Annotated in this window: 21 protein-coding genes; 11 read left to right on the top strand and 10 right to left on the bottom strand. The window is 63.7% G+C overall.

Going from position 1 to position 25,809, the window contains the following annotated elements; translation table 11 throughout:
• Window positions 1-38 precede the first annotated feature (38 nt).
• Window positions 39-2,141 carry a bifunctional rhamnulose-1-phosphate aldolase/short-chain dehydrogenase gene (locus EN943_RS03800; protein WP_127411568.1) on the bottom strand — a complete coding sequence of 701 codons (2,103 nt, stop codon included), beginning with the start codon at window positions 2,139-2,141 and terminating at the stop codon, window positions 39-41.
• A 185-nt stretch (window positions 2,142-2,326) separates the two neighbouring features.
• Here EN943_RS03800 and EN943_RS03805 point away from each other — a divergent pair, with 185 nt between their 5' ends.
• The 7 genes from EN943_RS03805 (at window position 2,327) to EN943_RS03835 (ending at window position 9,466) form a co-directional block, all read left to right on the top strand.
• Window positions 2,327-3,136 carry a DeoR/GlpR family DNA-binding transcription regulator gene (locus EN943_RS03805; protein WP_023813909.1) on the top strand — a complete coding sequence of 270 codons (810 nt, stop codon included), beginning with the start codon at window positions 2,327-2,329 and terminating at the stop codon, window positions 3,134-3,136.
• Between the two features lie 55 nt (window positions 3,137-3,191).
• Window positions 3,192-4,187: a rhamnose ABC transporter substrate-binding protein gene (gene rhaS / locus EN943_RS03810; RefSeq protein WP_013533599.1), complete on the top strand. Its 996-nt coding sequence runs from the start codon at window positions 3,192-3,194 to the stop codon at window positions 4,185-4,187.
• Between the two features lie 84 nt (window positions 4,188-4,271).
• Entirely contained in the window at window positions 4,272-5,813 is a 1,542-nt protein-coding gene (locus EN943_RS03815; RefSeq protein WP_127411569.1) for a sugar ABC transporter ATP-binding protein, read from the top strand.
• Window positions 5,810-6,784, top strand: a complete 975-nt coding sequence (locus EN943_RS03820) for an ABC transporter permease (RefSeq protein WP_127411570.1) — start codon at window positions 5,810-5,812, stop codon at window positions 6,782-6,784. Before EN943_RS03815 ends, EN943_RS03820 begins: the two co-directional genes overlap by 4 nt.
• Window positions 6,781-7,776, top strand: a complete 996-nt coding sequence (locus EN943_RS03825; protein WP_127411571.1) for an ABC transporter permease — start codon at window positions 6,781-6,783, stop codon at window positions 7,774-7,776. The genes EN943_RS03820 and EN943_RS03825 overlap by 4 nt, the downstream gene beginning before the upstream one ends.
• Window positions 7,776-8,093 carry an L-rhamnose mutarotase gene (gene rhaM / locus EN943_RS03830; RefSeq protein WP_127411572.1) on the top strand — a complete coding sequence of 106 codons (318 nt, stop codon included), beginning with the start codon at window positions 7,776-7,778 and terminating at the stop codon, window positions 8,091-8,093. Before EN943_RS03825 ends, rhaM begins: the two co-directional genes overlap by 1 nt.
• On the top strand, window positions 8,090-9,466 hold the full coding sequence (locus EN943_RS03835) for an FGGY-family carbohydrate kinase (protein ID WP_127411573.1): 1,377 nt from the start codon (window positions 8,090-8,092) through the stop codon (window positions 9,464-9,466). The genes rhaM and EN943_RS03835 overlap by 4 nt, the downstream gene beginning before the upstream one ends.
• Here EN943_RS03835 and EN943_RS03840 read toward each other — a convergent pair whose 3' ends face one another.
• The 3 genes from EN943_RS03840 to galE all read right to left on the bottom strand — a co-directional run bounded on the left by EN943_RS03840 (window position 9,467) and on the right by galE (window position 13,646).
• On the bottom strand, window positions 9,467-11,293 hold the full coding sequence (locus EN943_RS03840; RefSeq protein ID WP_127411574.1) for an alanine racemase: 1,827 nt from the start codon (window positions 11,291-11,293) through the stop codon (window positions 9,467-9,469).
• Window position 11,294: 1 nt separating this feature from the next.
• Window positions 11,295-12,545 (bottom strand): D-amino acid dehydrogenase, encoded by a 1,251-nt coding sequence (locus EN943_RS03845; RefSeq protein ID WP_127411575.1) that lies wholly within the window; start codon window positions 12,543-12,545, stop codon window positions 11,295-11,297.
• Window positions 12,546-12,650: 105 nt separating this feature from the next.
• Window positions 12,651-13,646 (bottom strand): UDP-glucose 4-epimerase GalE, encoded by a 996-nt coding sequence (gene galE / locus EN943_RS03850; RefSeq protein ID WP_127411576.1) that lies wholly within the window; start codon window positions 13,644-13,646, stop codon window positions 12,651-12,653.
• Window positions 13,647-13,914: 268 nt separating this feature from the next.
• Here galE and hemA point away from each other — a divergent pair, with 268 nt between their 5' ends.
• Window positions 13,915-15,192: a 5-aminolevulinate synthase gene (gene hemA, locus EN943_RS03855; RefSeq protein WP_127411577.1), complete on the top strand. Its 1,278-nt coding sequence runs from the start codon at window positions 13,915-13,917 to the stop codon at window positions 15,190-15,192.
• Between the two features lie 339 nt (window positions 15,193-15,531).
• Here the strand turns inward: hemA and EN943_RS03860 are convergent, their stop codons facing one another.
• Window positions 15,532-16,698, bottom strand: coding sequence for a pyridoxal phosphate-dependent aminotransferase (locus EN943_RS03860; RefSeq protein ID WP_127411578.1), 1,167 nt, complete (start codon window positions 16,696-16,698; stop codon window positions 15,532-15,534).
• Window positions 16,699-16,809: 111 nt separating this feature from the next.
• Entirely contained in the window at window positions 16,810-17,232 is a 423-nt protein-coding gene (mscL, locus tag EN943_RS03865; protein WP_127411579.1) for a large conductance mechanosensitive channel protein MscL, read from the bottom strand.
• Window positions 17,233-17,508: 276 nt separating this feature from the next.
• On the opposite strand from mscL, the gene EN943_RS03870 reads away from it, so the two are divergent.
• A complete protein-coding gene (locus EN943_RS03870; RefSeq protein WP_127411580.1) occupies window positions 17,509-20,997 on the top strand; it encodes a PAS domain-containing hybrid sensor histidine kinase/response regulator in 3,489 nt (1,162 codons plus the stop codon).
• 4 nt (window positions 20,998-21,001) lie between these two features.
• Here EN943_RS03870 and EN943_RS03875 read toward each other — a convergent pair whose 3' ends face one another.
• Both EN943_RS03875 and EN943_RS03880 read right to left on the bottom strand, forming a co-directional pair.
• Window positions 21,002-21,661 (bottom strand): response regulator transcription factor, encoded by a 660-nt coding sequence (locus EN943_RS03875; protein ID WP_063173554.1) that lies wholly within the window; start codon window positions 21,659-21,661, stop codon window positions 21,002-21,004.
• Between the two features lie 125 nt (window positions 21,662-21,786).
• Window positions 21,787-22,215, bottom strand: coding sequence for a hypothetical protein (locus EN943_RS03880; RefSeq protein WP_023813892.1), 429 nt, complete (start codon window positions 22,213-22,215; stop codon window positions 21,787-21,789).
• Window positions 22,216-22,402: 187 nt separating this feature from the next.
• On the opposite strand from EN943_RS03880, the gene EN943_RS03885 reads away from it, so the two are divergent.
• Window positions 22,403-22,753, top strand: coding sequence for a DUF952 domain-containing protein (locus EN943_RS03885; RefSeq protein ID WP_164778066.1), 351 nt, complete (start codon window positions 22,403-22,405; stop codon window positions 22,751-22,753).
• Window positions 22,750-23,826 (top strand): quinone-dependent dihydroorotate dehydrogenase, encoded by a 1,077-nt coding sequence (locus EN943_RS03890; protein WP_127411582.1) that lies wholly within the window; start codon window positions 22,750-22,752, stop codon window positions 23,824-23,826. Before EN943_RS03885 ends, EN943_RS03890 begins: the two co-directional genes overlap by 4 nt.
• Window positions 23,827-23,833: 7 nt before the next feature.
• Here the strand turns inward: EN943_RS03890 and EN943_RS37555 are convergent, their stop codons facing one another.
• On the bottom strand, window positions 23,834-24,007 hold the full coding sequence (locus EN943_RS37555; protein ID WP_164778063.1) for a hypothetical protein: 174 nt from the start codon (window positions 24,005-24,007) through the stop codon (window positions 23,834-23,836).
• Window positions 24,008-24,305: 298 nt separating this feature from the next.
• Window positions 24,306-25,640 (bottom strand): MATE family efflux transporter, encoded by a 1,335-nt coding sequence (locus EN943_RS03895; RefSeq protein WP_164778067.1) that lies wholly within the window; start codon window positions 25,638-25,640, stop codon window positions 24,306-24,308.
• Window positions 25,641-25,809 lie beyond the last annotated feature (169 nt).

A 25,809-nucleotide genomic window follows, 5' to 3' on the forward strand; every position in this document is an offset into this window, starting at 1 on the left:
CTTCTCCCCGTATAGTGACGGGGAGAAGGGCGAAGCGGCTAGCGTGTAAAGCTCTGGGCGTTGCCCGCGTCGACATTGATGATGTTGCCGGTCGACTTGGCCGACATGTCGGACGCCAGGAAATAGATCGCCTCTGCGATGTCTTCCGGGAAGACCGAGCGCTTCAGCATCGAACGCGAGCGGTAGTGTTCCTCCAGATCGTCGGTCGACATCTTGTAGGCGGCGGCGCGCTGTTCCTTCCACTCGCCGGTCCAGATCTTCGAGCCGCGAAGCACCGCGTCCGGGTTGACGACATTGACCCTGATCTGCGCCTCCGCGCCCTCCAGCGCCAGGCAGCGGGCGAGATGGATCTCGGCGGCCTTGGCGGTGCAATAGGCGGCGGCGTTGGGCGATGCGGCAAGGCCGTTCTTGGAGGCGACGAAGACGACGTTGCCGCCAATCTTCTGCGCGCGGAACAGCCGGAACGCTTCCCGCGAGACCAGGAAATAACCGGTCGACAGGATGTCCATGTTCTTGTTCCACAGCGCCAGCGTCGTCTCCTCGATCGGCGCCGAGGAGGCCAGCCCTGCATTCGATACCAGAATGTCGATGCCGCCGAACTCGACCGCTGTCTCGGCAAAGCCCGAAATGACCTGCTCCTCCGAGGTGACATTGATCAGCACCGGCCGCACGAAGTCCCTGCCGTAGACTTTCGCCAGTTCGTCATTGGCGCTGGCCAGTGCTGTCTCGTCGATGTCGGCCAGCACCACGCAGGCGCCCTCGCGCAGCAGCCGGTTGGCCGTGGCGCGGCCGATGCCGCCGGCGCCACCGGTGACCAGCGCGATCTGGCCGGCAAGCGACTTCGCCTTCGGCATACGCTGCAGCTTCAGGTCCTCGAGCAGCCAGTATTCGATGTCGAAGGCTTCCTGTGCAGGCAGCCCGACATAGGACGAGACGGTGGAGGCGCCGCGCATGACGTTGATGGCGTTGACATAGAATTCGCCCGAAATGCGCGCCGTCGCCTTGTCGCCGGCGAAGGTGAACATGCCGACGCCGGGCATCAGGTAGACCACGGCATTGGGATCGCGGATGGCGGGCGAATCCGGATGCTTGCAGCTGTCGTAATAGGCCTGGTAGCCAACGCGATAGGCTGCGATGTCGTCGGCAAGCCGCGCAATCACCGCATCGACATCGGGCTTGGCCGGATCGAATTCGATGACCAGCGGGCGGATCTTGGTGCGCAGGAAATGGTCGGGGCACGACGTGCCGAGTGCCGCCAGCGGGCGCAGATCCCTGGAATTGACGAATTCGAGCACAGCGGCGGAATCGTCGAAATGGCCTGTTTTGTGGCTCTTTTCCGAGATCAGGCCGCGAATCCTCGGCATCAGTTTGGCCGCGATGGCACGGCGCTCGGCGGCGTCGAGTGCCTTGACCACTTCACCGCCGAAGATAGCGACACCCTCGGAGCGGCGCTCGAACCATTCGATCGCCTGGTTGATCACCGAGATCGTCGTCTCGTAGCATTCCCTGGGGGTGTCGCCCCAGGTGAACAGGCCGTGGCTTTCCAGGATGACGCCCTTGGCGGCGGGATGTTCGAGGCAGAATTTCTCCAGCCACAGGCCGAGTTCGAAGCCCGGGCGCTTCCACGGCAGCCAGCCGATGGCGTCGACGAAGATTTCCTTGGTCAGCGCCTTCGAATCCTTCGCGGCGGCAATGGCGATGATGGCATCGGGATGCATGTGGTCGACAAAAGGCTTCGGCACGTAGGCATGCAACGGCGTGTCGATAGAGGCCGCGCGCGGATTGAGGTTGAAGGTGCAGTGCGGCAGGAAGCCGACCATTTCATCTTCGTGCTCGACGCCGCGATAGAGGCCTTTGAGCGCGCGCAGCTTGTCCATGTAGAGCGTGGCAAAGCCGTCCAGCTTGATCGAGGCGCTGTCGCCGCCCGATCCCTTGACCCAAAGCACTTCGACATCCTCGCCGGTGAGCGGGTCTCTCTGCCAGATCTTCGACGACGTGTTGCCGCCGCCATAGTTGGTGACGCGCTTGTCGGAACCAAGCGTGTTCGAACGGTAGACCAGAAGTTCCGGCCCGCTCATCGCGTGAGCCTTGGCCTCGTCCCACAGATTGGCGAGGCGCGCGCCGGTGCGCTTGTCGAGCATAAGAAATCCTCCCGAAGGCACGCAAAAGGCGCGGCCATTTGGCCCCGAATTTCCACGGAAGCGGTCGGCTTGTCAATCACAAACGATCAATATCGATCATATTGCACTGCACAATGAAATTATATGATCGGAAATGATTGACACTGCGCGTTTTGGGTGCCTAGATGCTCAGGCAGGGAGGAACCATGCACGAAAAAGAGCGCCACAGGATCATTCTGTCCGCCGTCCAGGAAAAGCCTGTGGTGACGGTGCAGGAGATGGTCGACCTGACGGAGTCTTCCGAGGCGACGATCCGGCGTGATATTGCGGCTCTCCACGTCCAGAAGCGCCTGCGCCGCGTGCGCGGCGGCGCCGAGGCAATCTCGCCGCCGCAGTTCATCGGGCTGGCCGGCCGGCCCTTTTCCGTCAACGAAACGATCAACGCCTCGCAGAAGCGGGCGATTGCGCGTGAAGCGGTCGAGTTGTGCAAGGACGGCGAACCAATCATCATCAATGGCGGCACCACCACGTTCCAGATGGTGCATTTCCTGACCGGCCGCCGCATGCCGATCTTCACCAATTCGTTCCCGATCGCCGAGCACCTGCTCAAGCACTCCAAGAATACGGTGATGCTGTCGGGCGGCACCATTTATCGCGAGCAGAACATCATTCTGTCGCCCTTCGACAATGACGTGACGCGCAATTTCTATGCGCGCCGCATGTTCATGGGCGCGCAGGGGCTGGGGCCGCTCGGCCTGATGGAAGGCGATCCGCTTTTGATCCAGGCGGAACAGAAACTGATCGACCAGGCCGACGAGTTGGTGGTGCTGGTCGATTCCTCGAAATTCCGCAAACGCTCCAGCCTGATCCTGTGCGGCCTGTCGCGCATCGCCACCGTCATCACCGATGACGGCATCGAGGATCGCGAAGCCAAGATGCTGGAGACCGCCGGCGTGACGCTGATCGTCGCCCGGACATCCGCAACCAACAAGGAAGAATCCTCACTGCAGGCCTGAGACACCCTCACGCCCGCAGCGACGATGGAATGCAACGCTCAAGGGAGGAAATTCGATGAGCTTCTTGAAGAAACTGATGGTAACGGCGGCATTCTCGGCCGCCATGTTCGTGAATGCCGCCTATGCCGAAAACGTCAAGATCGCACTGGTGGTGAAATCGCTCGGCAACGGCTTCTTCGATGCCGCCAACAAGGGCGCCGAAGAGGCGGCCAAGGAACTCGGCGATGTCGACATCATCTACACCGGCCCGACCAAGGCGACCGCCGAAGCGCAGATCGAAGTGGTCAATTCGCTGATCGCGCAGAAGGTCAACGCCATCGCCATTTCGGCCAATGACGCCGACGCTCTGGTGCCGGTGCTGAAGAAGGCCATGGAACGCGGCATCACCGTCATCTCGTGGGATTCGGGCGTCGCCAAGGAAGGCCGCCAGCTTCACCTCAACCCGTCCGATACCGGCCTGATCGGCGAGACCATCATCAAGCTTGCCGCCGACCACCTGCCGGAAGGCGGCGAGGTCGCCATCCTGTCGGCCTCCTCGACCGCGACCAACCAGAACGCCTGGATCGACGCGGCCAAGAAGATCCTGCCGGAGAAGTTCCCCAAGATCAAACTCGTCGCCACCGTCTATGGCGATGACGATTCGGCCAAGAGCACCGATGAAGCCAAGGGCCTGCTGAAGTCCTATCCGAACCTCAAGGCGATCATCGCGCCGACCACCGTCGGCGTCGTTGCCGCCGCCCAGGTCGTCACCGACGAGAACCTGATCGGCAAAGTCAATGTCACCGGTCTCGCGCTGCCGTCCGAGTTCAAGAAGTTCATCGACAACGGTTCCAGCCAGGCGGTTGCCCTGTGGAACCCGATCGACCTCGGCTACTCGGCCGTCTACCTCGCCCATGATCTGGCGGTGAAGAAGGAAGAGGCGAAGCCCGGCGCCACGCTCTCGATCGGCCGCGTCGGCAAGGTCACGCTCGACGACACCAACTCGGCTGCGATGGCTCCGCCCTTCCAGTTCGACAAGTCGAACATCGAAAAGTTCTCCAAGATCTATTGATCTGGAGTTCTCTAGAGCTGACGCGGCGGGGCTCACGTCCCGCCGCGACTTTAAACGAACCTTGTTTCAGGGCTTGATACGACTATGGACACGACAGCCCAACACGGCGCGGTGAAGGAGCGGCCTCCGGCCCCGGCTCCACGCCTGACGCTGTCCGGCATCTCCAAGAGCTTTCCCGGCGTGCGCGCGCTGCACAATGTCAGCCTGTCGCTCTATCCGGGGCAGGTGACGGCGCTGATCGGCGAAAATGGCGCCGGCAAGTCGACGCTGGTCAAGATCATGACCGGTATCTACCAGCCCGACGGGGGTACCATCAGCATCGAAGGCCAGGCCGTCACTTTGCCCAGCGCGCATGCCGCCTTCGGCCATGGCGTCACCGCCATCCACCAGGAAACCGTGCTGTTCGACGATCTGAGCGTGGCCGAAAACATCTTTCTCGGCCACGCGCCACGCACGCGTTTCGGCATCATCGACTGGCGCACGATGCGCAAGAATGCGCGCGAAGTACTCGACACCATGCATGCCGGCCATATCGACGCCGACGCGCGGTTGAAGGATCTCGGCATCGCCAACAAGCATCTGGTCGCCGTTGCTCGCGCGATGTCGATCGACGCGCAGATCGTCATCATGGACGAGCCGACCGCAGCACTCTCGATGAAGGAGATCGAGGAGCTCTTTTTGCTGATCGAGTTCCTCAAGAGCGATGGCAAGGCGATCCTGTTCATCAGCCACAAGTTCGACGAGATCTACCGTATCGCCGACCGCTACACGGTGTTTCGCGATGGCGAGATGGTCGGCGAAGGCCTGATCAGGGATGCCGGCCAAAGCCAGATCGTGCGCCTGATGGTTGGCCGCGCGGTCGATCACATCTTCCCGCAACGCAAGGCCGAGATCGGGGCGCCGGTGCTCTCCGTTTCCGGCCTGTCGCATCCGACCGAATTCAACGATATCGGCTTCGAACTGCACAAGGGCGAGATCCTCGGCTTCTACGGCCTGGTCGGCGCCGGCCGCAGCGAGGTGATGCAGGCGATATCGGGCATCACCCGCACATCAGCCGGCACGATCACGCTGGAAGGCAAGACGCTCGCGCCGAAATCGGCTGCGGATTCGATCGATGCCGGCATCGTCTACGTGCCCGAAGAACGCGGCAAGCAAGGCGTGGTGATCGGCCTGCCGATCTTCCAGAACGTCTCGCTGCCTTCGCTCAAGCGCACGTCGAAGTCCGGCCTGCTGCGGCTGTCGGAGGAGTTCGATCTGGCCCGCTCCTACACCGAGCGGCTCGACCTCAGGGCCTCCTCGCTCAGCCAGGACGTCGGCACGCTGTCGGGCGGCAACCAGCAGAAGATCGTCATCGCCAAATGGCTGGCGACCTCGCCCAAGGTGATCATCCTGGACGAGCCGACCAAGGGCATCGACATCGGCTCCAAGGCCGCCGTGCACGGCTTCATGGCCGAGTTGGTGGCGCAAGGCCTGTCGGTGATCATGGTATCGTCCGAGCTGCCTGAAATCCTCGGCATGTCCGACCGCGTCGTGGTCATGCGCGAGGGGCTTGTCGCGGCGGTCTACGACAACAAGGGGCTGGACGCCGAGACGCTGGTTCGGACGGCAGCAGGGATCGCGGCATGAAGGCTTTCCTCAAATACCGTGAAATCTGGCTGTTGGCGGCCATCGTCGTGCTGATCGGCCTGATATCCACGCGCTTCCCGGCCTTTGCCGACCCTGGCAATCTGCGTCAGGTGTTCAACGACACCTCGATCCTGATGATCCTGGCGCTGGGCCAGATGGTGGTCATCCTGACCCGGTCGATCGACCTGTCGATGGCGTCCAATCTCTGCTTCACCGGCATGGTGGTGGCGATGCTGAACGCCGCGCATCCGGCAATCCCGATCCCGCTGCTGATCGTCGTCGCGCTGGCTGTCGGGCTGATGCTCGGCGCCATCAACGGCCTGCTGGTCTGGCGGCTGAACATTCCCTCGATCGTGGTGACATTGGGCACGCTGACCATCTATCGCGGCGCCACCTTCGTCCTGTCCGGCGGCGCCTGGGTCAATGCCGACAAGATGAGCCCGGACTTCATCGGCTTTCAGCGCGCCGCCTTCCTCGGCATTCCGGTGCTGTCGTGGATCGCCATCCTGGTCATTGCGCTGTTCTTCGTCCTGATGACGCGCACCGCACTCGGCCGCTCGATCTACGCGATCGGCGTCAACCCGACGGCTTCCGTCTATGCCGGCATCGATGTCGGCCGCACGAAATTCATCGTCTTCTGCATCTCCGGCATGATCGGCGGCCTCTCAGGCTATCTCTGGATCTCGCGCTATGTGATCGCGTCGGTCGAGGTCGCCAATGGCTATGAGCTCAACATCATCGCCGCCTGTGTCATCGGCGGCATCTCGATCGCCGGCGGCATCGGCTCGGTCGGCGGCGCGGTGCTCGGCGCACTGTTCCTCGGCATTATCTCCAACGCGCTGCCGGTCATCAACATCTCGCCCTTCTGGCAGATGGCGATTTCGGGCAGCGCCATCATTCTGGCCGTCGTGCTCAATGCGCGCGGCGAACGCCAGCAAGGCCGCATCATCCTCAGAAAGGTGGAGGCGTGACCGACATCCCTGCCCCGCGCCACATTCCCGACCGGCTCGACAAGCCGCTGCGTTCGGCGATCTTTTCCTGGGAAGCGCTGCTCGTCGTCGTGGCTATCGCCATCTTCGCCATCAACAGCTTCGCCTCGCCGTATTTCCTCGACCCGTATTCGCTGTCGGATCTGACCTTCAATTTCACCGAGAAGGGCCTGATCGCCTTCGCCATGGCGTTGCTGATCATTTCGGGCGAGATCGACCTGTCGGTGGCCGCCATCATTGCGCTGGCGTCGACCATGATGGGCATGGCTGTGCAGGCCGGCGCCGGCACGCCGGTGCTGGTGGCGATCGGCATCGTCGTCGGGCTCGGCTGCGGCGCCTTCAACGGTCTGCTGGTGACAAGGCTCGGCCTGCCGTCGATCGTCGTCACCATCGGCACGATGAGCCTGTTTCGCGGCATCGCCTTCATCATCCTCGGCGACCAGGCCTACAAGGGCTATCCCGCAAGCTTCGCCTTCTTCGGTCAGGGCTATGTCTGGTGGGTGGTGTCGTTCGAGCTGGTGCTCTTCCTGATTGCGGCCGTCGTCTACTGGTTCTTGCTGCATCGTACGAGTTTCGGCCGACGCGTCTTTGCCATCGGCAACAATCCGGTGGCGGCGCAGTTCTCCGGCGTGCGTGTCGGCCGCACCAAGTTCATCCTGTTTTGCCTGACCGGGCTGATGTCGGGCATCGCCTCGGTGCTGATCACCTCGCGGCTCGGTTCGACGCGGCCCTCGATCGCGCAGGGCTACGAACTGGAAGTCATCACCATGGTGGTGCTCGGCGGCGTCAGTATCCTCGGTGGCGCCGGCAGCATTCTTGGGGTCGTGCTCGCCGCCTTCATCATGGGGCTGGTGACCTTCGGACTTGGCCTGCTCAACGTGCCCGGCATCGTCATGTCGATCTTCATCGGCCTGCTGCTGATCATCGTCATCGCCTTGCCGATCGTCTGGCGACGGCTGCGCGGAGGGCGTTGATGGCCGAGAAATACGCATTCAAGATGAAGCTCAAGCCCGGCATGAAGGCCGAGTACAAGAAGCGCCATGACGAGATCTGGCCGTCGCTGGTCGCGCTGCTGAAGCAGGCTGGCGTCTCCGACTATTCCATCCATCTCGACGAGGAGACCAATATCCTGTTCGGTGTGCTGTGGCGGCGAGACGACCATGGCATGGACGAATTGCCCGGGCATTCGGTGATGCAGCGCTGGTGGGCTGAAATGGCCGACATCATGGAAACCAGAGAGGACAACGAGCCGGTGGCCGTGAAGCTGGAAACAATGTTCCATATGGCATGAGCGCGATGCGCCACATCGCCGTCATCGACATCGGCAAGACCAACGCCAAGGTGGCGCTGGTCGACCTCGCGACGTTGAGCGAGGTGGCGCTGCGCCGCATGTCCAATGCGCCGGTGCGACAGGCGTCCTACCCGCACCACGATGTCGAGGCCTTGTGGGCATTCATCCTTGAAAGCCTTGCCGGCCTCAACCGCGAACAGCGCATCGACGCCATTTCGATCACCACCCATGGCGCGACGGGCGTGCTGGTCGACGCGGCGGGTGAACTGGTGCTGCCGGTGCTCGACTATGAGTTCGACGGCCCCGACGGGCTGGCCGAGGATTATGATGCGATCCGCCCGCCCTTTGCCGAGACCGGCACGCCGCGACTGCCGCTCGGCCTCAATCTCGGAGCACAATTCTTCTGGCAGCAGAAGAGCTTCCCGGCCGAATTCGCCAGGGCCGCCGCGATGCTGATGTACCCACAATACTGGGCGTTGCGCCTGACCGGTGTCGTCGCCAACGAGGTCACCTCGCTCGGCTGCCACACCGACCTGTGGAACCCGTGGACGGCGGATTTTTCATCATTGGTCGACAGGCTGGACTGGCGCGGCCTGATGGCGCCGGTGCGGCCGGCCAGGGACCGCCTCGGCCCGATCCTGCCCAGTGTTGCGATGCGAACCGGACTGGATCCGCAAACGCCGGTGTTCTGCGGCCTGCATGATTCCAACGCCTCGCTGCTGCCGCATCTGCTGTCCGACAAGCCGCCTTTCTCCGTCGTCTCGACCGGCACCTGGGTGGTGTCGATGGCGGTCGGCGGCAAACAGATTGCGCTGGATGCCGCGCGCGACACGTTGGTCAATGTCAACGCACTCGGCGATCCCGTTCCCTCGGCGCGCTTCATGGGCGGCCGCGAATTTTCCGTGCTGACAAAGGACCAGCCGGAGCAGTGGACCGAGGATGATGTCGGCGCCGTGCTGGCGCGAAAGATGCTGCTGCTGCCATCGACCCAGCAAGGCTCGGGGCCGTTCCCGCATCATGCCGTGGCATGGGTCAACGCCGACGGCCTGAACAGTGGCCCGCGCTTTGCCGCCATCTCGTTCTATCTGGCTCTGATGACGGCAACCTGCCTCGACTTGATCGGCGCGGACGGCCCGACCACTGTCGAGGGGCCATTTGCCCGCAATCGGCTCTTTGTCGGCATGCTGGCGGCAGCCACGGCGCGCGCCGTGGTTGCGTCCGAGGCCGCCACCGGCACCAGCATCGGCGCCGCGCTGCTGGCCTGCGATCGGCCGGCGACGCACGGCAAGGGGGAAAGAATAGAACCGCCTATAGACCCTGCCTGGGTCGACTATGTCAGCGCATGGCGGGCGGCAGTGGACGTGCAGGGCTGATCAGAGTATCCGTTTGCCGAAGGCAGACATGACGAAGTTGACCGCGTCGGTGCCGATCCGCGGCTCCAGATCCGCCGTCAGGCCCGAAACATCCATAGATAGCAAGCCGCCGGAGAGCGCGATCGCCTCCATCGCCTGATGCGTCTCGCGCACGGTCAGCCCACCGGAGCCCGCAGCCCAGCCGGCGAATTCGGTAACGGTCGGCGAATAGCTGACATGAAAGCCTTGCGTTCCCGACGTGGCGATGCGTATCGCCTCATGCATCAGGTCGCGCATGCCCATGGCGTCGATATCGGTCATGGTGAAGGCCGACACCCGCGAATCCTTCAGCACCCGTGCTTCAGCCGGATCGGCGTGGCGCAGGCCGACGATGACGACATTTTCCGGTGACAGCTGCGGCTGCAGCGCACCCGCCTTGTGGTCGAGGCCAAGCGCTCGCGCGAGGACCGAACATTCCGGCAGGTCGATCCCCTCCTCGTCCTCGGGCATCAGGGCGGCGATGGAATCGATCCAGATCAGGCCGAAAGAATGCGTCGCGCGCGCCGTTGCGGTCAGCGCCTTGTGGGCGATGCGACGGTCGGCGCCGGCAGTCAACCGGATCAGCCCCGATGGCGGCCGCTCAATATCGGCCAACTCGACGACGTCGAAATTCATCGCTTCCAGCCGCGCGCCGGTCCCTTCCCGGGCCAGGATGCCGGCAGCCCCCTGCCCGGCCGTGATCTGCACCATCTTGCGGCCGGAAAAATCCTCGACGTCATGCATCGGGGCCTTCTCGACATATTCCGAGGTCATCGCCAGCAGCATGGCGCCATAGCTCATGCGAAAGGCGACGCGGTCGCCGACAGCAGGCCTCGGATCGGCATCGGCGACATCCAAAAGCAGATGGTCGCTGGAGGCGCCCAGCACCCGTATCCCCTTGGCGATCGGCGTCAGCCCCTCGACCAGCACGTCCTCGCGGCCGATATTGGCGATGGCGCGCAGCCTGTAACCCTCGTCGGGGAAGACCGGCTGGTTGCCGAAGGCGTCGTAGCCCGATTGGCCGATCGGCCGTGACGGCTTGAGCTTGACCTCGATGATGTCGCTGGTCAGCCGGCAGGCATCGGGTTCGAGCTCCGCCCACGGCGTGTCGCGGAAGGTCTCGACGCCACCCTGCAGGATCGCCTCGCCGACGCGCAGATTGTTGATGCCGGCCGGCAGCCTGCCTTCGAGCAGCAGCGGCAGCGACGACGAGGCGCCGCCGGAAATCACGTCGAGGCTTTTGCCGGACAGACGCTCGGTCTTGTAGGCATGAGCGACGAGCTGGCCGAGATTTTCCGGCGTCGGCATGATGGCGCCGAAGCAGCCGAGATTGGTGCCGATACCGGCGATGCGCACGCCCTTGAATTGCAGGATCTGTTCGACCGTGGGAATAAGGTCGTTCGGCCAGATGCCTTCGCGCAGGTCGCCGAGATCGATCATCAGCATGATGTCGTGGACGCGGCCCATGCGCTCGGCGATGCGCGAAATCTCGCGGATGGTGGTGAGTTCCGACTGCAGGCTGATGTCGACGGTGCGCACCACCTCCTCGACCCGCGCCATTGGCGGGCTGCGCAACAGCATGATCGGCGCGTTGATGCCGCTGTCGCGCAGCCGGCGGATGTTCTCGAAGCGCGATTCGGCGATGCCGGCGACACCGCCGCGCAACATGGCGCGCGCCACTTGCGGCATGCCGCAAGTGCCCTTGGTGACGCCGAACACCTTTATGCCAGACAGGGCGCAGCGTTCGACGATGGTGCGGGCGTTGCGCTCGATGCGGCCAAGATCGATAGCGACTTGCGGTCCCGACATCCTAGCCCCCGTAAACCAGCCCTTGCGGGTCGATCTCCGGCTTGCGGCCGGCAACGAGGTCGGCGAGCAATTTGCCGGAGCCGCAGGCCATGGTCCAGCCGACATGGCCGTGGCCGGTGTCGAGATAGAGATTTTTGTAGCGCGCCTGGCCGATGACCGGCACCGAGTTGGGCATCATCGGCCGCAGGCCGGCCCACAGCTCGGCCTTCCTCTCGTCGAAGGCACCGGGGAACAGATCCTTGCCGGTCCTGAACATGGCGGCGAAATCGCTTGGCTTATGGCTGCGGTCGAAGCCGGTGAATTCGGCCGTCGAGGCGAGCCGCAGCCGGCTGCCAAGCCTGGAATAGGCGATCAACTGGTCCTCGTCGGCGCCGCCCATGGTCGGGCCTTTGCTCTCGTCCTCGAGTGGAATGGTCGCGGTATAACCCTTCACCGGATAGACAGGCAGGTCGATGCCGTAGCGGCGGCCGAGCAGGCCGCTCTCCGGTCCCATCGAGATGACCACGGCATCGCCGGCGACCGGTCCGGCCGAGGTCATCACCGCGCGCACCCGGCCGCCCTCGATGTCGAGGCCCTCGACCGCGGTGCCGTAGAGAAACCGCACGCCGAGTTTTTCTGCCGCGTGGGCGGCGAGCCTTTCCACGAACTGCCGGGAATCGCCGGTCTGGTCGATCGGCGAATAGACGCCGCCGGCGATCTTTTCCTTCACGCCTGCAAGACCAGGTTCGAGCTCGATCAGCCGCTCGCGGCCGACGATCTCGATCGGCAGGCCGTGCTCGGCCAGGTAGCGATAATTGTCGGTGCCGGTGTCGAGGCTGTGCTGCGTCCGGAAGAAATAGAGGATGCCCTTCTTGCGCTCGTCATAGTGAATGCCGGTCTCGGCCGAGATGGCGTTGATGCAGTCGCGCGAATAGAGCGCCAGGCGCAGCTTGACCCGGCTGTTGGCGCGCAGGCGCTCTTTCGTGCATTGGCGCAGGAAGCGCAGGCTCCAGGCAAGGAAGTAGGGATCGAAGCGCAGCCGGACCTTGATGCCGAGATCATGGTTGTAGAGCGCGCGCAGGAATGTCTTCAGCGCCGCCGGCGAGGCCCAGGCGGTGGCATCGCCTGGCGAGACCAGGCCGGCGTTCGACTGGCTGGTGCCGCGCGCCGGCGCCGCATGGCGCTCGATCACGGTGATCTCGTGGCCGTCGCTGGCCAGATAATAGGCGGCCGCCGTACCGACGACACCGGCCCCGAGCACCGTTATCTTCATGCCATCCCCCAAAGACTCCTCGCGGCGCAGCGCCTCCACGCCGTGCCGCGAACGCCTTCATTAGCGCTTCACTGCCCGCCTTGCGAGCCCTTCGGAGAACCCGGCTCAGCCGCGCGCGGAGTTCTTGCCGGTCAGGATGCGCTCCCAGGCGAGGGCGTCGGCAACGATCTGGTCAAGATCGTCGCGCTGCGGGGTCCAGCCGAGCTCGGCGCGGGCGAGATCCGAATTGGCGACAATCGCCGCGGCATCGCCGGGACGGCGATCGCCCATCTTCACCTCGAAATCATGGCCGAAGGCGCGGCGCACGCTGTCGATGACCTCTAGCACCGAATAGCCATGGCTGTAGCCGCAATTTGCGACAAGGCTGGTGCCCCCGGCACGCAGCCGCTGCAGGGCCAGGCGATGCGCCGCCGCCAGATCGCTGACATGGATGTAGTCGCGCATGCAGGTGCCGTCCGGCGTCGGATAATCGGTGCCGAACACCTGCATGAACGGCCGCTTGCCGAGTGCGGTCTCGCAGGCGACCTTGATCAGATGGGTGGCGCCGGGCGTCGACTGGCCGGTGCGGCCCTTCGGGTCGGCGCCGGCGACGTTGAAGTAGCGCAGCGCGGTATAGCGCAGGCCATGCGCGATCGACGCGTCGCGCAGCATCCACTCACTCATCAGCTTGGACAGGCCGTAGGGCGATTCCGGCACCAGGCGGGCGTCCTCGCGCACCGGCTCCAGCCCGGCGCCGCCATAGACGGCGGCGGTCGAGGAAAAGATGAAATTGGGCACGCCTTCGCGCACCGCGGTTTCGATCAGCGTGCGCGTCTTCGAGGTGTTGTTCTCATAGTAGCTGAGCGGGTCGGCGACCGATTCCGGAACCACGATCGAGCCGGCGAAATGAATGATCGCGTCGACATGATTGTCACGGATGATCGAACCGACCAACTCCCTGTCGGCGACATCGCCAACCACCAGCCTTGCCTCCGGCGCCACCGCCCATTCGAAACCGGTGGAAAGGCGATCGAGGACGACCACGCTCTCGCCGGCATCAAGCAACTCCCAGACCATATGGCTGCCGATGTAACCGGCGCCGCCTGTAACCAAAACCGTCATCCGCGTCCTCGCTTATCCAAGATTTATCGGAAACTGTCTCAACCCCCGCTCTACTGGAAAGCCCGCCGCATGACCATTGGAACCCGTCGTAACCGGCATCGCCGGCTAGTGGCATCGTCCTGAAACAAAGTTGATCCACATCAAGGGAATAGGCCACGATCCGTAATCGTTAGGAACAGGTCCGGGGCGTGGCATTTTGACCAAAAAGGCCAGGTGGACGACCAACAGGCCAATGATTATGATCCCGCGCAAAAATTAGGAAGTCGACATGAACTATCAGCGGTTCTTCGAGGAAGCGATCGACCAGCTCCATGCCGAGCGTCGCTACCGCGTTTTCGCCGACCTGGAGCGGATCGCGGGCAAGTTCCCGCGCGCCATCTGGCGTTCCAATGGCCGCGCCGAGGAAATCACCGTCTGGTGCTCCAACGACTATCTCGGCATGGGGCAGCATGCCGACGTCATCGCCGCGTTCCAGAATACTGCTGGCAAGATGGGTTCGGGCGCCGGCGGCACCCGCAACATTTCCGGCACCTCGAACCCGCTGGTCGAGCTCGAGGTGGAGCTTGCGGACCTGCACGACAAGGAAGCGGCACTGGTCTTCACCTCCGGTTTCGTCTCCAACGAGGCCTCGATCTCGACCATCGCGAAGCTTTTGCCCAACTGCCTGATCATCTCGGACGAATTGAACCACGCCTCGATGATCGAAGGCGTGCGGCGTTCCGGCGCCGAGAAGAAGATCTTCCGCCACAACGACGTGGCGCATCTGGAAAGCCTTTTGCAGGCGGCGGGGCGCGAACGCGCCAAGCTGATCGTCTTCGAAAGCGTCTATTCGATGGACGGCGACATTGCGCCAATCAAGCAGATCGTCGAGCTCGCCGAGCGCTACAACGCCATGACCTATATCGACGAGGTCCATGCCGTCGGCATGTACGGGCCGCGCGGCGGCGGCATCACCGAGCGCGAAGGCCTGGCTGACCGCATCGACATCATCGAAGGCACGCTGGCCAAGGCATTCGGCACGCTGGGCGGCTACATCACCGGCACCAGCGCCGTGATCGACGCCGTGCGCTCCTATGCGCCGGGCTTCATCTTCACCACGGCACTGCCGCCGGCGATCGCTGCCGCCGCGACCGCGTCGATCCGCCATCTCAAGCGCTCGCAGGCCGAGCGTGACGCCCAGCAGCAGCAGGCGACACGAACCAAGCAGATCCTGTCGGCCGCCGGCTTGCCGGTGATGGACTCGCCGACGCATATCGTGCCGCTGCTGGTCGGCGATCCGGAGGCCTGCAAGATGGCCAGCGACCGCCTGCTCGGCGTGCACGGCATCTACATCCAGCCGATCAACTACCCGACCGTGCCGCGCGGCACCGAGCGGCTGCGCATCACGCCGACGCCATTCCATTCCGATGCGCTGATCGCCGAATTACAGGATGCACTGGTCGAGACCTGGGATGCGCTCGGCATCCCCTATGGCTCCGCCGGCCGGCCTTCGGTGGCCAAGAGCGACCGCATCATTCCCCTGCTGGTGCCCAAGTCAGGCGGCTGAAGCCCGTTGCTGTTTGCGCCTGTCGATTGCTTCCAACGCCGCGACGCTCCGATGTCACGGCATGGATCCTAGGGTCTCCGCGACGTCGCTTCGCGACTGCTACGCCCTAGGATGACGAAGGCGCGGGGGCTTCTGGCTAGTCACGGAAGTTGGAGTCTGGCATCGTAGCAATGGCCGACCTTCGAGATTAGCCGAGGCATCTTTCTCTTCGTCATCCTAGGGCGGAGCAAGGAGCGAAGCGACGCGGCGCAGACCCTAGGATCCATGCCGTTACCGCAGCCGAGGAGTGAGGCGGTCCAGGACCTTCAAATGCGCCGGCTTTCCTGTCCAGCCCAATCCTCAAATAGCCTTCATCCAATTTGCCAGCCGGTGTGCCGCTTCCTCGACCTGGTCGAGGCGGCGGTGGAAACACAGCCGCAAAAACGCCTCGCCGCCGGAGCCGAAAGCGGTGCCTGGCGCTAGGCCGACATTGGCCTTGTCGACGATGTCGAAGGCAGCGGTGCGTGAATCGGTGATGCCGTCGACAGTGAAAAACAGATAGAACGCGCCCTGCGGCACCGTGAACCGGGCTCGGCCGGTGGCGCCGAGGATGCTGCAGACAAGGTCGCGCGCCTTGCGCGCCCGCTCCACCTGTTCGGCAACGAAGGCATCGCCCCCGTCAAGGGCGGCGGCCGCGCCGCGCTGCATGAACTGGGCGACGCCGGAGTTCGAATACTGGATCAGGTTCTCGAACACCTGCTGCAAGCTCGGATGCGTCTTGATCCAGCCGACGCGCCAGCCGGTCATCGCCCAGTTCTTGGAGAAGGAGTTGACGTACAGGATGCGGTCTTCCGCCGACGCGATGTCGAGGAAGGACGGCGCGCGGCCGTGGCCATAGTGGAAAAGCGAATAGATCTCGTCGGCGATGATCCACAGGTTTTTGGCGCGCGCCAGATCGAGGATGGCCTGCAAGGTCTCATGATCGGCGGTCCAGCCGGTCGGGTTCGACGGCGTGTTGATGAACAGCGCCTTGGTGCGCGGCGTGATCGAAGCCGCGATCTTCTCGACGTCGCAGGACCAGCCATTGCCGGAATGATCGAGCGTGACCGCGACTGGAATGGCTCCCGCTATCGCTGCCGCGGCATCGAAATTCGGCCAGGCCGGCGACAGATAGACAACCTCGTCGCCGGCACCGGCGAGCGCGTCGAGCGCCAGCTGGATGGCATGCATGCCGGAGCCGGTGACGATGAATTCTTCCTCCGGGAAGGTCTTGCCGAAATGCCTGGCATAGTAACGGGAGAGCGCCTGCCTAAGATCGGGGATGCCCCTTTGCCAGGTGTAGAATGTCTCGCCGCCGGCCAGCGCCTTCGACGCGGCATCGGTGATAAAGGCCGGCGTCGGCAGGTCGCCCTCGCCGGCCCAGAGCGGGATCATGCCTTCGCGCAGGCGGCCGTAATTGACGACGGCGACAATGCCGCTTTCGGGTGCCGCACGGGCCTCGGTGCGCAAGCTGTCGATCAGGGTCATGGGCGGATCCGTTTGGTCTGCGGTTTTCGTCAGCGGTCCTTACCAGATGCGAAAACAGAAAACCCCGGCCGCGAACGACCGGGGTTTTGGTCCAGCAAATGCCGCCGGTGGTCAGCGCCTGGCGAGCAGATCGCGAATTTCGGTGAGCAGCGCGACGTCGGCTGGCGGCGGGGCGGCCGGTGCAGCGGGCTTCTCGCGCTCAAGCCGCTTGCGCAGATTGTTCACAGCCTTGACCATCAGGAAGATGATGAAAGCCAGGATGATGAAATTCAGCGCTACGGTGATGAAGCTGCCATAGGCCAGAACCGCGCCCTGCTTTTTGGCGTCCACCAGTGAGGTGGCGTTGACGGCCGAGGAAAGCCCTATGAAATAGTTGTTGAAGTCCAAGCCGCCGAAAATCGCACCGACGATCGGCATGATCACGTCGTTGACAAGGGAATCGACGATCTTGGCGAAGGCCGCGCCGATGATGACGCCGACCGCAAGGTCCATCACATTACCCTTGGAAATAAATTCCTGGAATTCTTTCAGCATTCGACCCTCCTTGTCGTGACTGGCCGAGCTGCCGTTTCCGTCCTTGCGGCATCGACCTGAGGCAACATAACAAAAACCTGCTGACGCAACATGGGTAAAAGGGAGAAAACAACCGCTTTCTCCTTACCTTACGGCACTTTGAGCGGCATCTTGACTAATGCTGGCAGAATATCGTGGCCGCGATCATGCTGCCAAAGCCGCAATGGACTCGGACGCCAAGCTGTGGTTGCGTCCGGGCAAGCCGGATAAAACGCGGCAGAGGAGGAAAGTCCAGGCGTGCAGGGCTTGTTCATCGTCATCATCGCGGTCGCCTATGTGACGCTGCTGTTTGCCATCGCCAGCCTCGGCGACCGCCGCTCGGCCATCTCCGAGCCGAGCCGGGGGCGGCCTTTCATCTACGCACTCAGCCTCGCGATCTACTGCACATCCTGGACTTTCTTCGGCTCGGTCGGTCTCTCTTCCGAACGCGGCCTCGAATTCCTCGGCATCTATACGGGCCCGGTGCTCGTCTTCGTGTTCGGCTTCCCGCTGCTCAACCGCATCGTGCGGCTGGCCAAGACCGAGAAGATCACCTCGATCGCGGATTTCCTCGGCGCACGCTACGGCAAGAGTTTTACAGTTGCGGCGATCGCCACGCTGATCGCCACCATCGGCGCGGTGCCCTATATCGCGCTGCAGTTGAAGGCTATCTCCGGTTCGGTCAGCCTGATGGTCGAGCACTATACGGGATCGCCGCCTTCGTTCGATCCCTTCGTCAGCGACATCTCGCTGGTCGTCGCCATGCTCCTGGCGCTGTTTGCGGTGCTGTTTGGAACCCGTCATGCCGACGCCACCGAACACCAGGACGGGCTGGTGCTGGCGGTGGCGGTCGAAACCGTGGTCAAGCTCGCCGCCTTCCTGGCGATCGGCCTGATGGTCACCTTCCTGATCTTCGGCGGCCCGGGCGACATGTTCGACAAGCTCGCCGAGAACGCGCAGGTCCGGCAGGCGATGAGCTACAACACCTCGCTCGCCACCTGGCTGGTGCTGACTTGCCTCAGCGGCTTTGCCATCATCATGCTGCCGCGGCAGTTCTACGTCACCATCGTCGAGAACCGTGGCGAGGCCGAACTGCGCACCGCGACTTGGGTGTTCCCGCTCTACCTCGTGGCGATCAACCTGTTCGTGCTGCCGATCGCCTTCGCCGGCCTTTCGCTGGTCGGCACTGGAACCAGCAGCGATCTCTACGTGCTGTCGCTGCCCCTGTTCAGCGGCCATGACGTGCTGGCGATGGCGGCCTTCATCGGCGGGCTGTCGGCGGCGACGGCGATGGTGATCGTCGAAAGCGTGGCGCTGTCGATCATGATCTCCAACGACCTCGTCATTCCGCTGTTCGTGCGCCGCCTGCTCAAGACCTCGACCTCCGAGACCGAAGACTGGTCGACGCTCATCCTCAATGTACGGCGCGGGGCGATCTTCATCCTGTTGTTCATCGCCTTCCTCTACTACCGCGAGAGCACAAACAGCGCGCGGCTGTCGTCGATCGGCCTGATGTCGTTCGCGGCCATCGCGCAGTTCGCGCCGGCGCTGATCGGCGGGCTGATCTGGCGCGGCGCCAACGGCAGGGGTGCCGCACTCGGCATGATCGCCGGCATCATCGTCTGGGGCTACACGCTGCTGTTTCCATCGCTTGCCGCACCCGATACCGGCATCATCGTGCACGGCCTGTTCGGCTTCGAGGCGCTGCGGCCGCAGGCATTGTTCGGCACCGTCGCCGAACCGCTGAACCACGGCGTGCTGTGGAGCCTGTCGATCAACGCGGTGTTCTTTGTGCTCGGTTCGCTCTCGCGCGCATCGGTGCCGCTGGAACGCATCCAGGCGTCGATCTTCGTGCCGCGCGATGCCGGCCCGATGCCAAGCCTGCGCCGCTTCCGCACCGCCATCACCGTCAACGACCTCAAGGACACGATCGGGCGCTATCTCGGCGTCGAGCGCACCGAGCGCTCTTTCCAGTCGTTCGAAAAGACCAACGGAACCTCGCTGCACGGCAACGAGCAGGCGAGCATGGACGTCATCCGCTTTTCCGAGCAGTTGCTGGCCAGCGCCGTCGGTTCCTCCTCGGCACGCCTGATCCTGTCGCTGCTGTTTCGGCGCCACGACCGCGAATCCCGGGATGCTTTCCGATTGCTCGACGACGCCACCGAGGCGCTGCAACACAACCGCGATCTGCTGCAGATCGCGCTCGACCAGATGGAACAGGGCATCACCGTCTTCGATCGCGATTTCCGCCTGATCTGCTGGAACCGCCAGTACCGGGCGCTGTTCGACCTGCCCGACGAGATGGGCCAGGTCGGCGTCTCGCTCGACCGCATCCTGCGCCATCTCGCCGAACGCGGCGACATCCCTGCCGATCAGCGTGTGGCCATGCTCAACCGGCTGACCAGTTTCGTCAGCCCGTGGCAGATGGAGCTGAAAACCTCGGGCCGCATCCTGGAACTGCGTTCCAACCCGATGCCGGACGGCGGCATCGTCGCCACCTATGCCGACATTTCCGGACGCGTCGAGCAGGATCTGGCACTGAAGAGGGCCAATGAATCGCTGGAGCAGCGCGTCAAGACCCGCACCATCGAACTGACCCGGGTCAATGAGGAGCTGGCGCAGGCGCAGATGCTGGCCGAGGAGGCCAATCTCGGCAAGACGCGCTTCCTCGCCGCCGCCGGCCACGACATCCTGCAGCCGCTGAACGCCGCCCGGCTCTATTGCTCCTCGCTGATAGAGAAGGCCGGCAAGGGACCTGCCGGCAAGGCGGCCGTGAACATCGAATCCTCGCTGGAATCGGTCGAGACGATTCTCGGCGCCGTGCTCGACATCTCCCGCCTCGATGCCGGCGCGATGAAGCCGGACGATACCGCCTTCAACCTCGACGGATTGCTGCGCCAGATCGGCAACGACTTCCGGCCGCTGGCCGCCGAAAAGAAGCTTGAGCTGACCATCATGGCGTCATCGCTGACGGTCACGACGGACCGCAATTTGCTGCGCCGCCTGATCCAGAATCTCGTCTCCAACGCCATCAAATACACGCGCCACGGCCGCGTGCTGGTTGGCGTCAGGCGGCGCGGCGAACTGGCCGAGATCCAGGTGGTCGACACCGGCATCGGCATCGCCGGCGACAAGCTGAACACCGTCTTTCGCGAATTCACCCGGCTCGACGAGGGCGCGCGCGAGGCCGAGGGCCTCGGTCTCGGCCTCTCCATCGTCGACCGCATCGCCCGGGTGTTGCGCCTGGAGATCCGGATCTTTTCCAACCCTGGCAAGGGCACGCGCTTCTCCGTCATCCTGCCCGTGGCGGCCGTGCAGGAGCCGCGGCGCGAGATCGAAACCAGGGTACCTGCCCGCGCGACGGCTTCGCTGGCCGGGCTGCACGTGCTGTGCATCGACAACGACGCCCGCATCCTCGAGGGCATGCGGCTCCTGCTCGAAGGCTGGGGTTGCAACGTCGACACCGCGTCCGGTTCAAAGGATCCGGAGACCGCGAAGATACACCGCCCGGACATCGTCCTTGCCGACTACCATCTCGACGGCGAAACCGGTCTCGATATCATCGTCAGGCTGCGCGCGATCCATGGCGACACCCTGCCGGCCGTGCTGGTCACCGCCGACCGCTCCAACGAGGTGCGCACGGCCGCGGGCGGGCTCGAGATTGCGGTGATCAACAAACCGCTCAGACCAGCGGTGCTGCGTTCGATGATGGCCAGGGTCAGGCCGCTGGCACCGGCGGCCGAATAGGGGTCTAACTTGCCGGCTGCAGCGGGTCGCTGCCGATCTTGGACAGCAGGATCACCGCCTGGGTGCGGCTGTCGACGCCGAGCTTCTGCAGGATGGCGGAGACATGCGCCTTGATGGTGGCCTCGGAGACGCCGAGTTCATAGGCGATCTGTTTGTTGAGCAGGCCCTCGGCCAGCATGCCGAGCACCCGGGTCTGCTGCGGCGTCAACGCCTGCAGGCGCTTGATCAGGTCTGATATTTCAGGATCGCGCTCGATGCCGAGATCGACGCCGACGGGTGCTGCAATATCGCCGGCAAGCACCGACTGCACGGCGCTGCGGATCTCTTCCATGCTGGCCGATTTGGAGATGAAGCCGGACGCGCCGAGATCGAGCGCCCGCCTGATGGTCGCCGGATCGTCATGCGCCGACACCACGACCAGCGGCACCGCCGGATGGATGCCGCGCAGCGAGATCAGGCCGGAGAGGCCGCTGGCGCCCGGCATCGACAGGTCGAGCAGCACCAGATCGACGTCCTCGTTGGCCACGACCAGCGCCTTGGCGCTCTCGAAATCGCCGGCTTCATGGATGGCGGCGACGTTGCCTATGCCGGCGAGCGCTTCGCGCAGCGCACCGCGAAACAGCGGGTGGTCGTCGGCGATGACGAAAGAATAGCCTGCCGGCAAATGTTCCTCCCCGAATCCCCTATGGGCTAAGCTTTTTTTTCGGGATCAGTGGACGATTATGAGGGGCGGCGCGCTGTTTTCAAGCGGCAAAGCCAGCGCACCGCGTTTTCCCTTGATTGAAACGCTCAGGTCTTCTGCGAATTGGGCTGGGCGCCGTTGTCCTTGTCCATATCCCTGACGATGCCCATGAAGCCGCGAAGGAAGCGCTCCATGTAGCCCATCGTCTTGTTGAAATCCTCCTCGCTCGGCAGTTTCGATTCGAGGCGGGCGGAGAGCGAATTCTCGAGCTTGGTGACGCGCTCGTCCATTGCCTTCATCGAGGTCTGCAAGCGGTCGACCTCGTCCTGGAAAGCAGCGCGTTCGTCGGCCGCCATCTTGCAGACGAGCTGGCCCGAACGCTCCTCGCAAATCGACATGGCGCCGGTCTGCGTATCGATACGGACAAAGCCGTTATCGGACTTTTCCAGCCGGTAGCGGTCGGTTTCTTCCGAGTAAGCTGAAGCCGCGATCAGCGAAACGAGCGCGGCGGGGATCAAGATGTGCTGCAGACGCATGTTGTCCTCCATGGCCAAGGCCTCAGATATCACATGTTTGCGCCGGAAATGGGGAAGACCCTTGGCATGGCCTTTCCCGAATGGCTGGTTCGGAATCTTTTTGACGCAATTCCCAAGGGAAAGCGCTATGCGCTTTTCCCGGGAAAACCGTTTCACACTTTTCCTGGAACTGCTCTATAGCGCAACCATGTCTCAGATTATCTACAAGATAACCCCGCAAGCGCCATGGCGCGAGGCCGAAACGCATGGCGGCTTCACCGGCGCGCCGATCGATGTCGCAGACGGCTTCATTCATTTCTCAACGGCGGCGCAGGTCAGGGAAACGGCGGCAAAGCACTTTGCCGGCCAGACGGACCTTTTGCTGGTCGCCATCGACGGCGCCGGCCTAGGCGCTGCGCTGAGATACGAGGTCTCGCGCGGCGGTGCGCTGTTTCCGCATCTTTATGGTCCGCTGGACCTCAAGGCCGTGCTGTGGGTCCGGCCACTGCCGCTTGGCGCCGATGGTGTGCATCAATTCCCGGCACTGGAGGGGCAATGAGCGTGCTCGACCGGCTCGGCCAGAAGCTGCTGTTCGCCTTCGATCCGGAAACCGCGCATGGTATGTCGATCGCGGCGCTGCGATGCGGCGTTCCGGTTGGTGCGCCGGCGGTCCGCGATGACAGGCTGAAGGTTACGGTCTGCGGCCTCGAGTTTCCGAACCCGCTCGGCATGGCAGCGGGCTACGACAAGAATGCCGAAGTGCCCGACGCGCTGATTGGCCTGGGCTTCGGCTTCACGGAGGTCGGTACCATCACGCCGCTGCCGCAAGCCGGCAACCCGAAGCCGCGTATTTTCCGGCTGACGGCCGATGATGCGGTGATCAACCGATTGGGCTTCAACAATGAAGGCCATGCAGCGGCCGAAAAGCGCCTTGCCGCGCGCAAGGAGCGCCCCGGCATCGTCGGCGTCAACATCGGCGCCAACAAGGACAGCAGCGACCGCATCGGCGATTATGAGCGCGGCGTCGCCCGGTTTGCGCAGTACGCCAGCTATCTGACCGTCAACATCTCCTCGCCCAACACGCCGGGCCTGCGCAACATGCAGGCGCGCGAGCAGCTTGGCGAACTTTTGTCACGGGTCATGGCCGCGCGCGCCACGGCATCAACCCAGTCGCCGGTGTTCCTGAAGATCGCGCCGGATCTGGTCGAGGCCGAGCTGGAGGACATCGCCGCCGAGGTGGCCGAGAAGCGGATCGACGGCGTCATCGTCTCCAACACTACCATCTCCCGGCCGCCGCTGCGCAGCGGCGACACCGCGCGCGAGACCGGGGGGCTCTCCGGCAAGCCGCTGTTCGAGCGTTCGACCATCGTGCTGGCGAAGATGCGCAAGCTGCTCGGACCGGACCGCGCCATCATCGGCGTCGGCGGCGTCGATTCCGCCGAGACCGCGCTGGACAAGATCCGTGCGGGTGCTGATCTGGTGCAGCTCTACACCGGCATGATCTATGCCGGGCCTTCTCTGCCAGGCCGTATTCTTTCCGGAATGGTCCGTTTCGTCGAAAAAGAACGGCTGAAGTCGATTTGCGAATTGCGCGACAGCCGCCTCGACTTCTGGGCGTCCAGGCAACTCTGAACTGCTCTCAGGAGCGTAGATTGCGACTGACGGCCCGCTCGCAGATGGTGCCGCCGATGGCAGGCAGCACCCCGAAGAGAAGCAACTGTGCGGTTCCGCCGATGCCAGAAACCACGGAGAGAATGAACGCAGTGAGCAATCCCAGCGCCGCGCCCAAGACATATGGCAGGTAGCTTCGCATAAGCTCGCCCTGGAACAATTGGTGCATCAAGTCTGTTGGAAATCGACTGAAAGTGCAAGTGCATCCGACCGCACCGCAGCGCAACGAATTCGAGTCAATGGTTCCTTCGGAGCCTCGTCGGGGCATTGGCTGACGGAGCATCAAACGAAAAACCCGCCTGTGCGGCGGGTCACTGGCGCAAATCAGCACCATGGCCAAATATGTACCATAGCTGAGATCACCGGGTCAAGAAAAAATTCCTATCGCGAACAGCTGCCGTTCGGTGCCTGGACGGCGCAAGGCCTTCCGGGGACACCGCCTAAAACGCCGTCCGCACCCTGAGCCGCAGGATCGTCAGCAGGCTGAAGCCTCGCACCAGCAGGAAGACGTGCAGCGCCGCCCAAAGTCCATTGTTGCCGAAGGCGGGCGCTAGGGTCAGCAGCGCGGCCGCGAAAACCAGGAACGACAGCAGCATCATGTTGCGCATGTCGCGAGACCAGGTCGCGCCGATGAAGACGCCATCCATCTGGAACGCCAGCACACCGCTCAGCGCCGTGAATGCCGCCCACGGCAGGTAGATGTCGGCCACCGAACGGACTTCCTCCGATGTCGTCACGAGAGCGACCAGATTGGCGCCACCAGACAGCATTACCAGCGTCGCGGCTGCCGCCAGTCCGAAACCCCAGAACAGCGTCAGCCGCACGGCCTTGCGGAACGGTGCGGCGGCACGTGCGCCGACGGCACGGCCCGCCAACTGTTCGGCGGCGGTGGCAAAGCCGTCGAGGAAATAGCCGGCGACGAGAAAGAAATTCATCAGCACGGCGTTGGCGGCCAGCGTCACCGTGCCGAACTGCGCGCCCTGGCGGGTGAACAATGCGAAGGCGGCGAGCAGCGAGAACGAGCGGATCATGATGTCACGGTTGAGCGACATCATGCGCAGGAAGGCGGCCATGTCGAGCAGGCGGTGGCGCGGCAAGGATGGGGCCGCCCGGAACCGGCGGATCACGATCGCCAGGCCGAGCAGCATGGCCAGGAACTCGCCGCTGACGGTCGCCCAGGCAACGCCGGCGACACCCCAGCCAAGTTTCAGCCCAAGTAGGAAACACAGCGCGATGTTGATACCGTTCAGGACCAATTGCAGCACCAGCCCAAGCCCGCCCTCGCCGCGCCCCAGCACATAGCCAAGGATGGCATAGTTGATCAGCGAGAACGGTGCCGCGAGCAGCCTGATCCTGATGTAGACGCCCATTGCCTCGCTGACGCGCGGTTCGGCGCCCATGAACTTTTGCCCGGCGATGGCGACCAGCGGCGCAAGGGCAGCGAGCACGATGCCGGCGATAACCGCGATCAGCACGGCTCGCCAGAACACCGCCTGTTCCTCCAGGGCATCGCCACGCCCAAATGCCTGTGCGACAAGGCCGGTGGTGCCCGAGCGCAGGAAATTGAAAGAGGTGAAGACGACGTCGAAGATCAATGCGCCGGCCGCCAGGCCGCCCAGCAAGGCGGCATCGCCGAACTGGCCGACGACAGCCGTGTCGACCAGGCCGAGCATCGGCGTCGTCAGATAGGCAAGCGTCATCGGCACGGCGATGGCGAGCACGGAGCGGTTGGTGACGACAAATGATCCGGGGTGAACCGGGGATCCCGAGAGGATCGGGGATCCGGCGTCGGCTGGAGTTGCACCTTTGTCCAAGGATTGCTGCCTTGCTGATTGCGGCTTGATGGAACCGTCGATGTGCCCCATTTTCCAGCCACCGCGCAATCATTCATACCGTGACGGCCAACCGAAATCCCGGTCTGGCGCGAGCCCGCCGGATACGAGT

It is taken from the genome of Mesorhizobium sp. M7A.F.Ca.US.006.01.1.1, assembly GCF_003997935.1.
Lineage (GTDB): Bacteria > Pseudomonadota > Alphaproteobacteria > Rhizobiales > Rhizobiaceae > Mesorhizobium.

Bases quoted from the DNA above. Each gene is read 5' to 3' on its own strand.
- EN943_RS03880 (WP_023813892.1), bottom strand. From the start codon at position 22,215: ATGCGTCTGCAGCACATCTTGATCCCCGCCGCGCTCGTTTCGCTGATC.
- rhaM (WP_127411572.1), top strand. From the start codon at position 7,776: ATGGCCGAGAAATACGCATTCAAGATGAAGCTCAAGCCCGGCATGAAG.
- galE (WP_127411576.1), bottom strand. From the start codon at position 13,646: ATGACGGTTTTGGTTACAGGCGGCGCCGGTTACATCGGCAGCCATATG.
- EN943_RS03840 (WP_127411574.1), bottom strand. From the start codon at position 11,293: ATGTCGGGACCGCAAGTCGCTATCGATCTTGGCCGCATCGAGCGCAAC.
- EN943_RS03860 (WP_127411578.1), bottom strand. From the start codon at position 16,698: ATGACCCTGATCGACAGCTTGCGCACCGAGGCCCGTGCGGCACCCGAA.
- EN943_RS37555 (WP_164778063.1), bottom strand. From the start codon at position 24,007: ATGCGAAGCTACCTGCCATATGTCTTGGGCGCGGCGCTGGGATTGCTC.
- EN943_RS03815 (WP_127411569.1), top strand. From the start codon at position 4,272: ATGGACACGACAGCCCAACACGGCGCGGTGAAGGAGCGGCCTCCGGCC.
- EN943_RS03835 (WP_127411573.1), top strand. From the start codon at position 8,090: ATGAGCGCGATGCGCCACATCGCCGTCATCGACATCGGCAAGACCAAC.
- EN943_RS03800 (WP_127411568.1), bottom strand. From the start codon at position 2,141: ATGCTCGACAAGCGCACCGGCGCGCGCCTCGCCAATCTGTGGGACGAG.
- hemA (WP_127411577.1), top strand. From the start codon at position 13,915: ATGAACTATCAGCGGTTCTTCGAGGAAGCGATCGACCAGCTCCATGCC.
- EN943_RS03890 (WP_127411582.1), top strand. From the start codon at position 22,750: ATGAGCGTGCTCGACCGGCTCGGCCAGAAGCTGCTGTTCGCCTTCGAT.
- EN943_RS03845 (WP_127411575.1), bottom strand. From the start codon at position 12,545: ATGAAGATAACGGTGCTCGGGGCCGGTGTCGTCGGTACGGCGGCCGCC.
- mscL (WP_127411579.1), bottom strand. From the start codon at position 17,232: ATGCTGAAAGAATTCCAGGAATTTATTTCCAAGGGTAATGTGATGGAC.
- EN943_RS03820 (WP_127411570.1), top strand. From the start codon at position 5,810: ATGAAGGCTTTCCTCAAATACCGTGAAATCTGGCTGTTGGCGGCCATC.
- rhaS (WP_013533599.1), top strand. From the start codon at position 3,192: ATGAGCTTCTTGAAGAAACTGATGGTAACGGCGGCATTCTCGGCCGCC.
- EN943_RS03885 (WP_164778066.1), top strand. From the start codon at position 22,403: ATGTCTCAGATTATCTACAAGATAACCCCGCAAGCGCCATGGCGCGAG.
- EN943_RS03805 (WP_023813909.1), top strand. From the start codon at position 2,327: ATGCACGAAAAAGAGCGCCACAGGATCATTCTGTCCGCCGTCCAGGAA.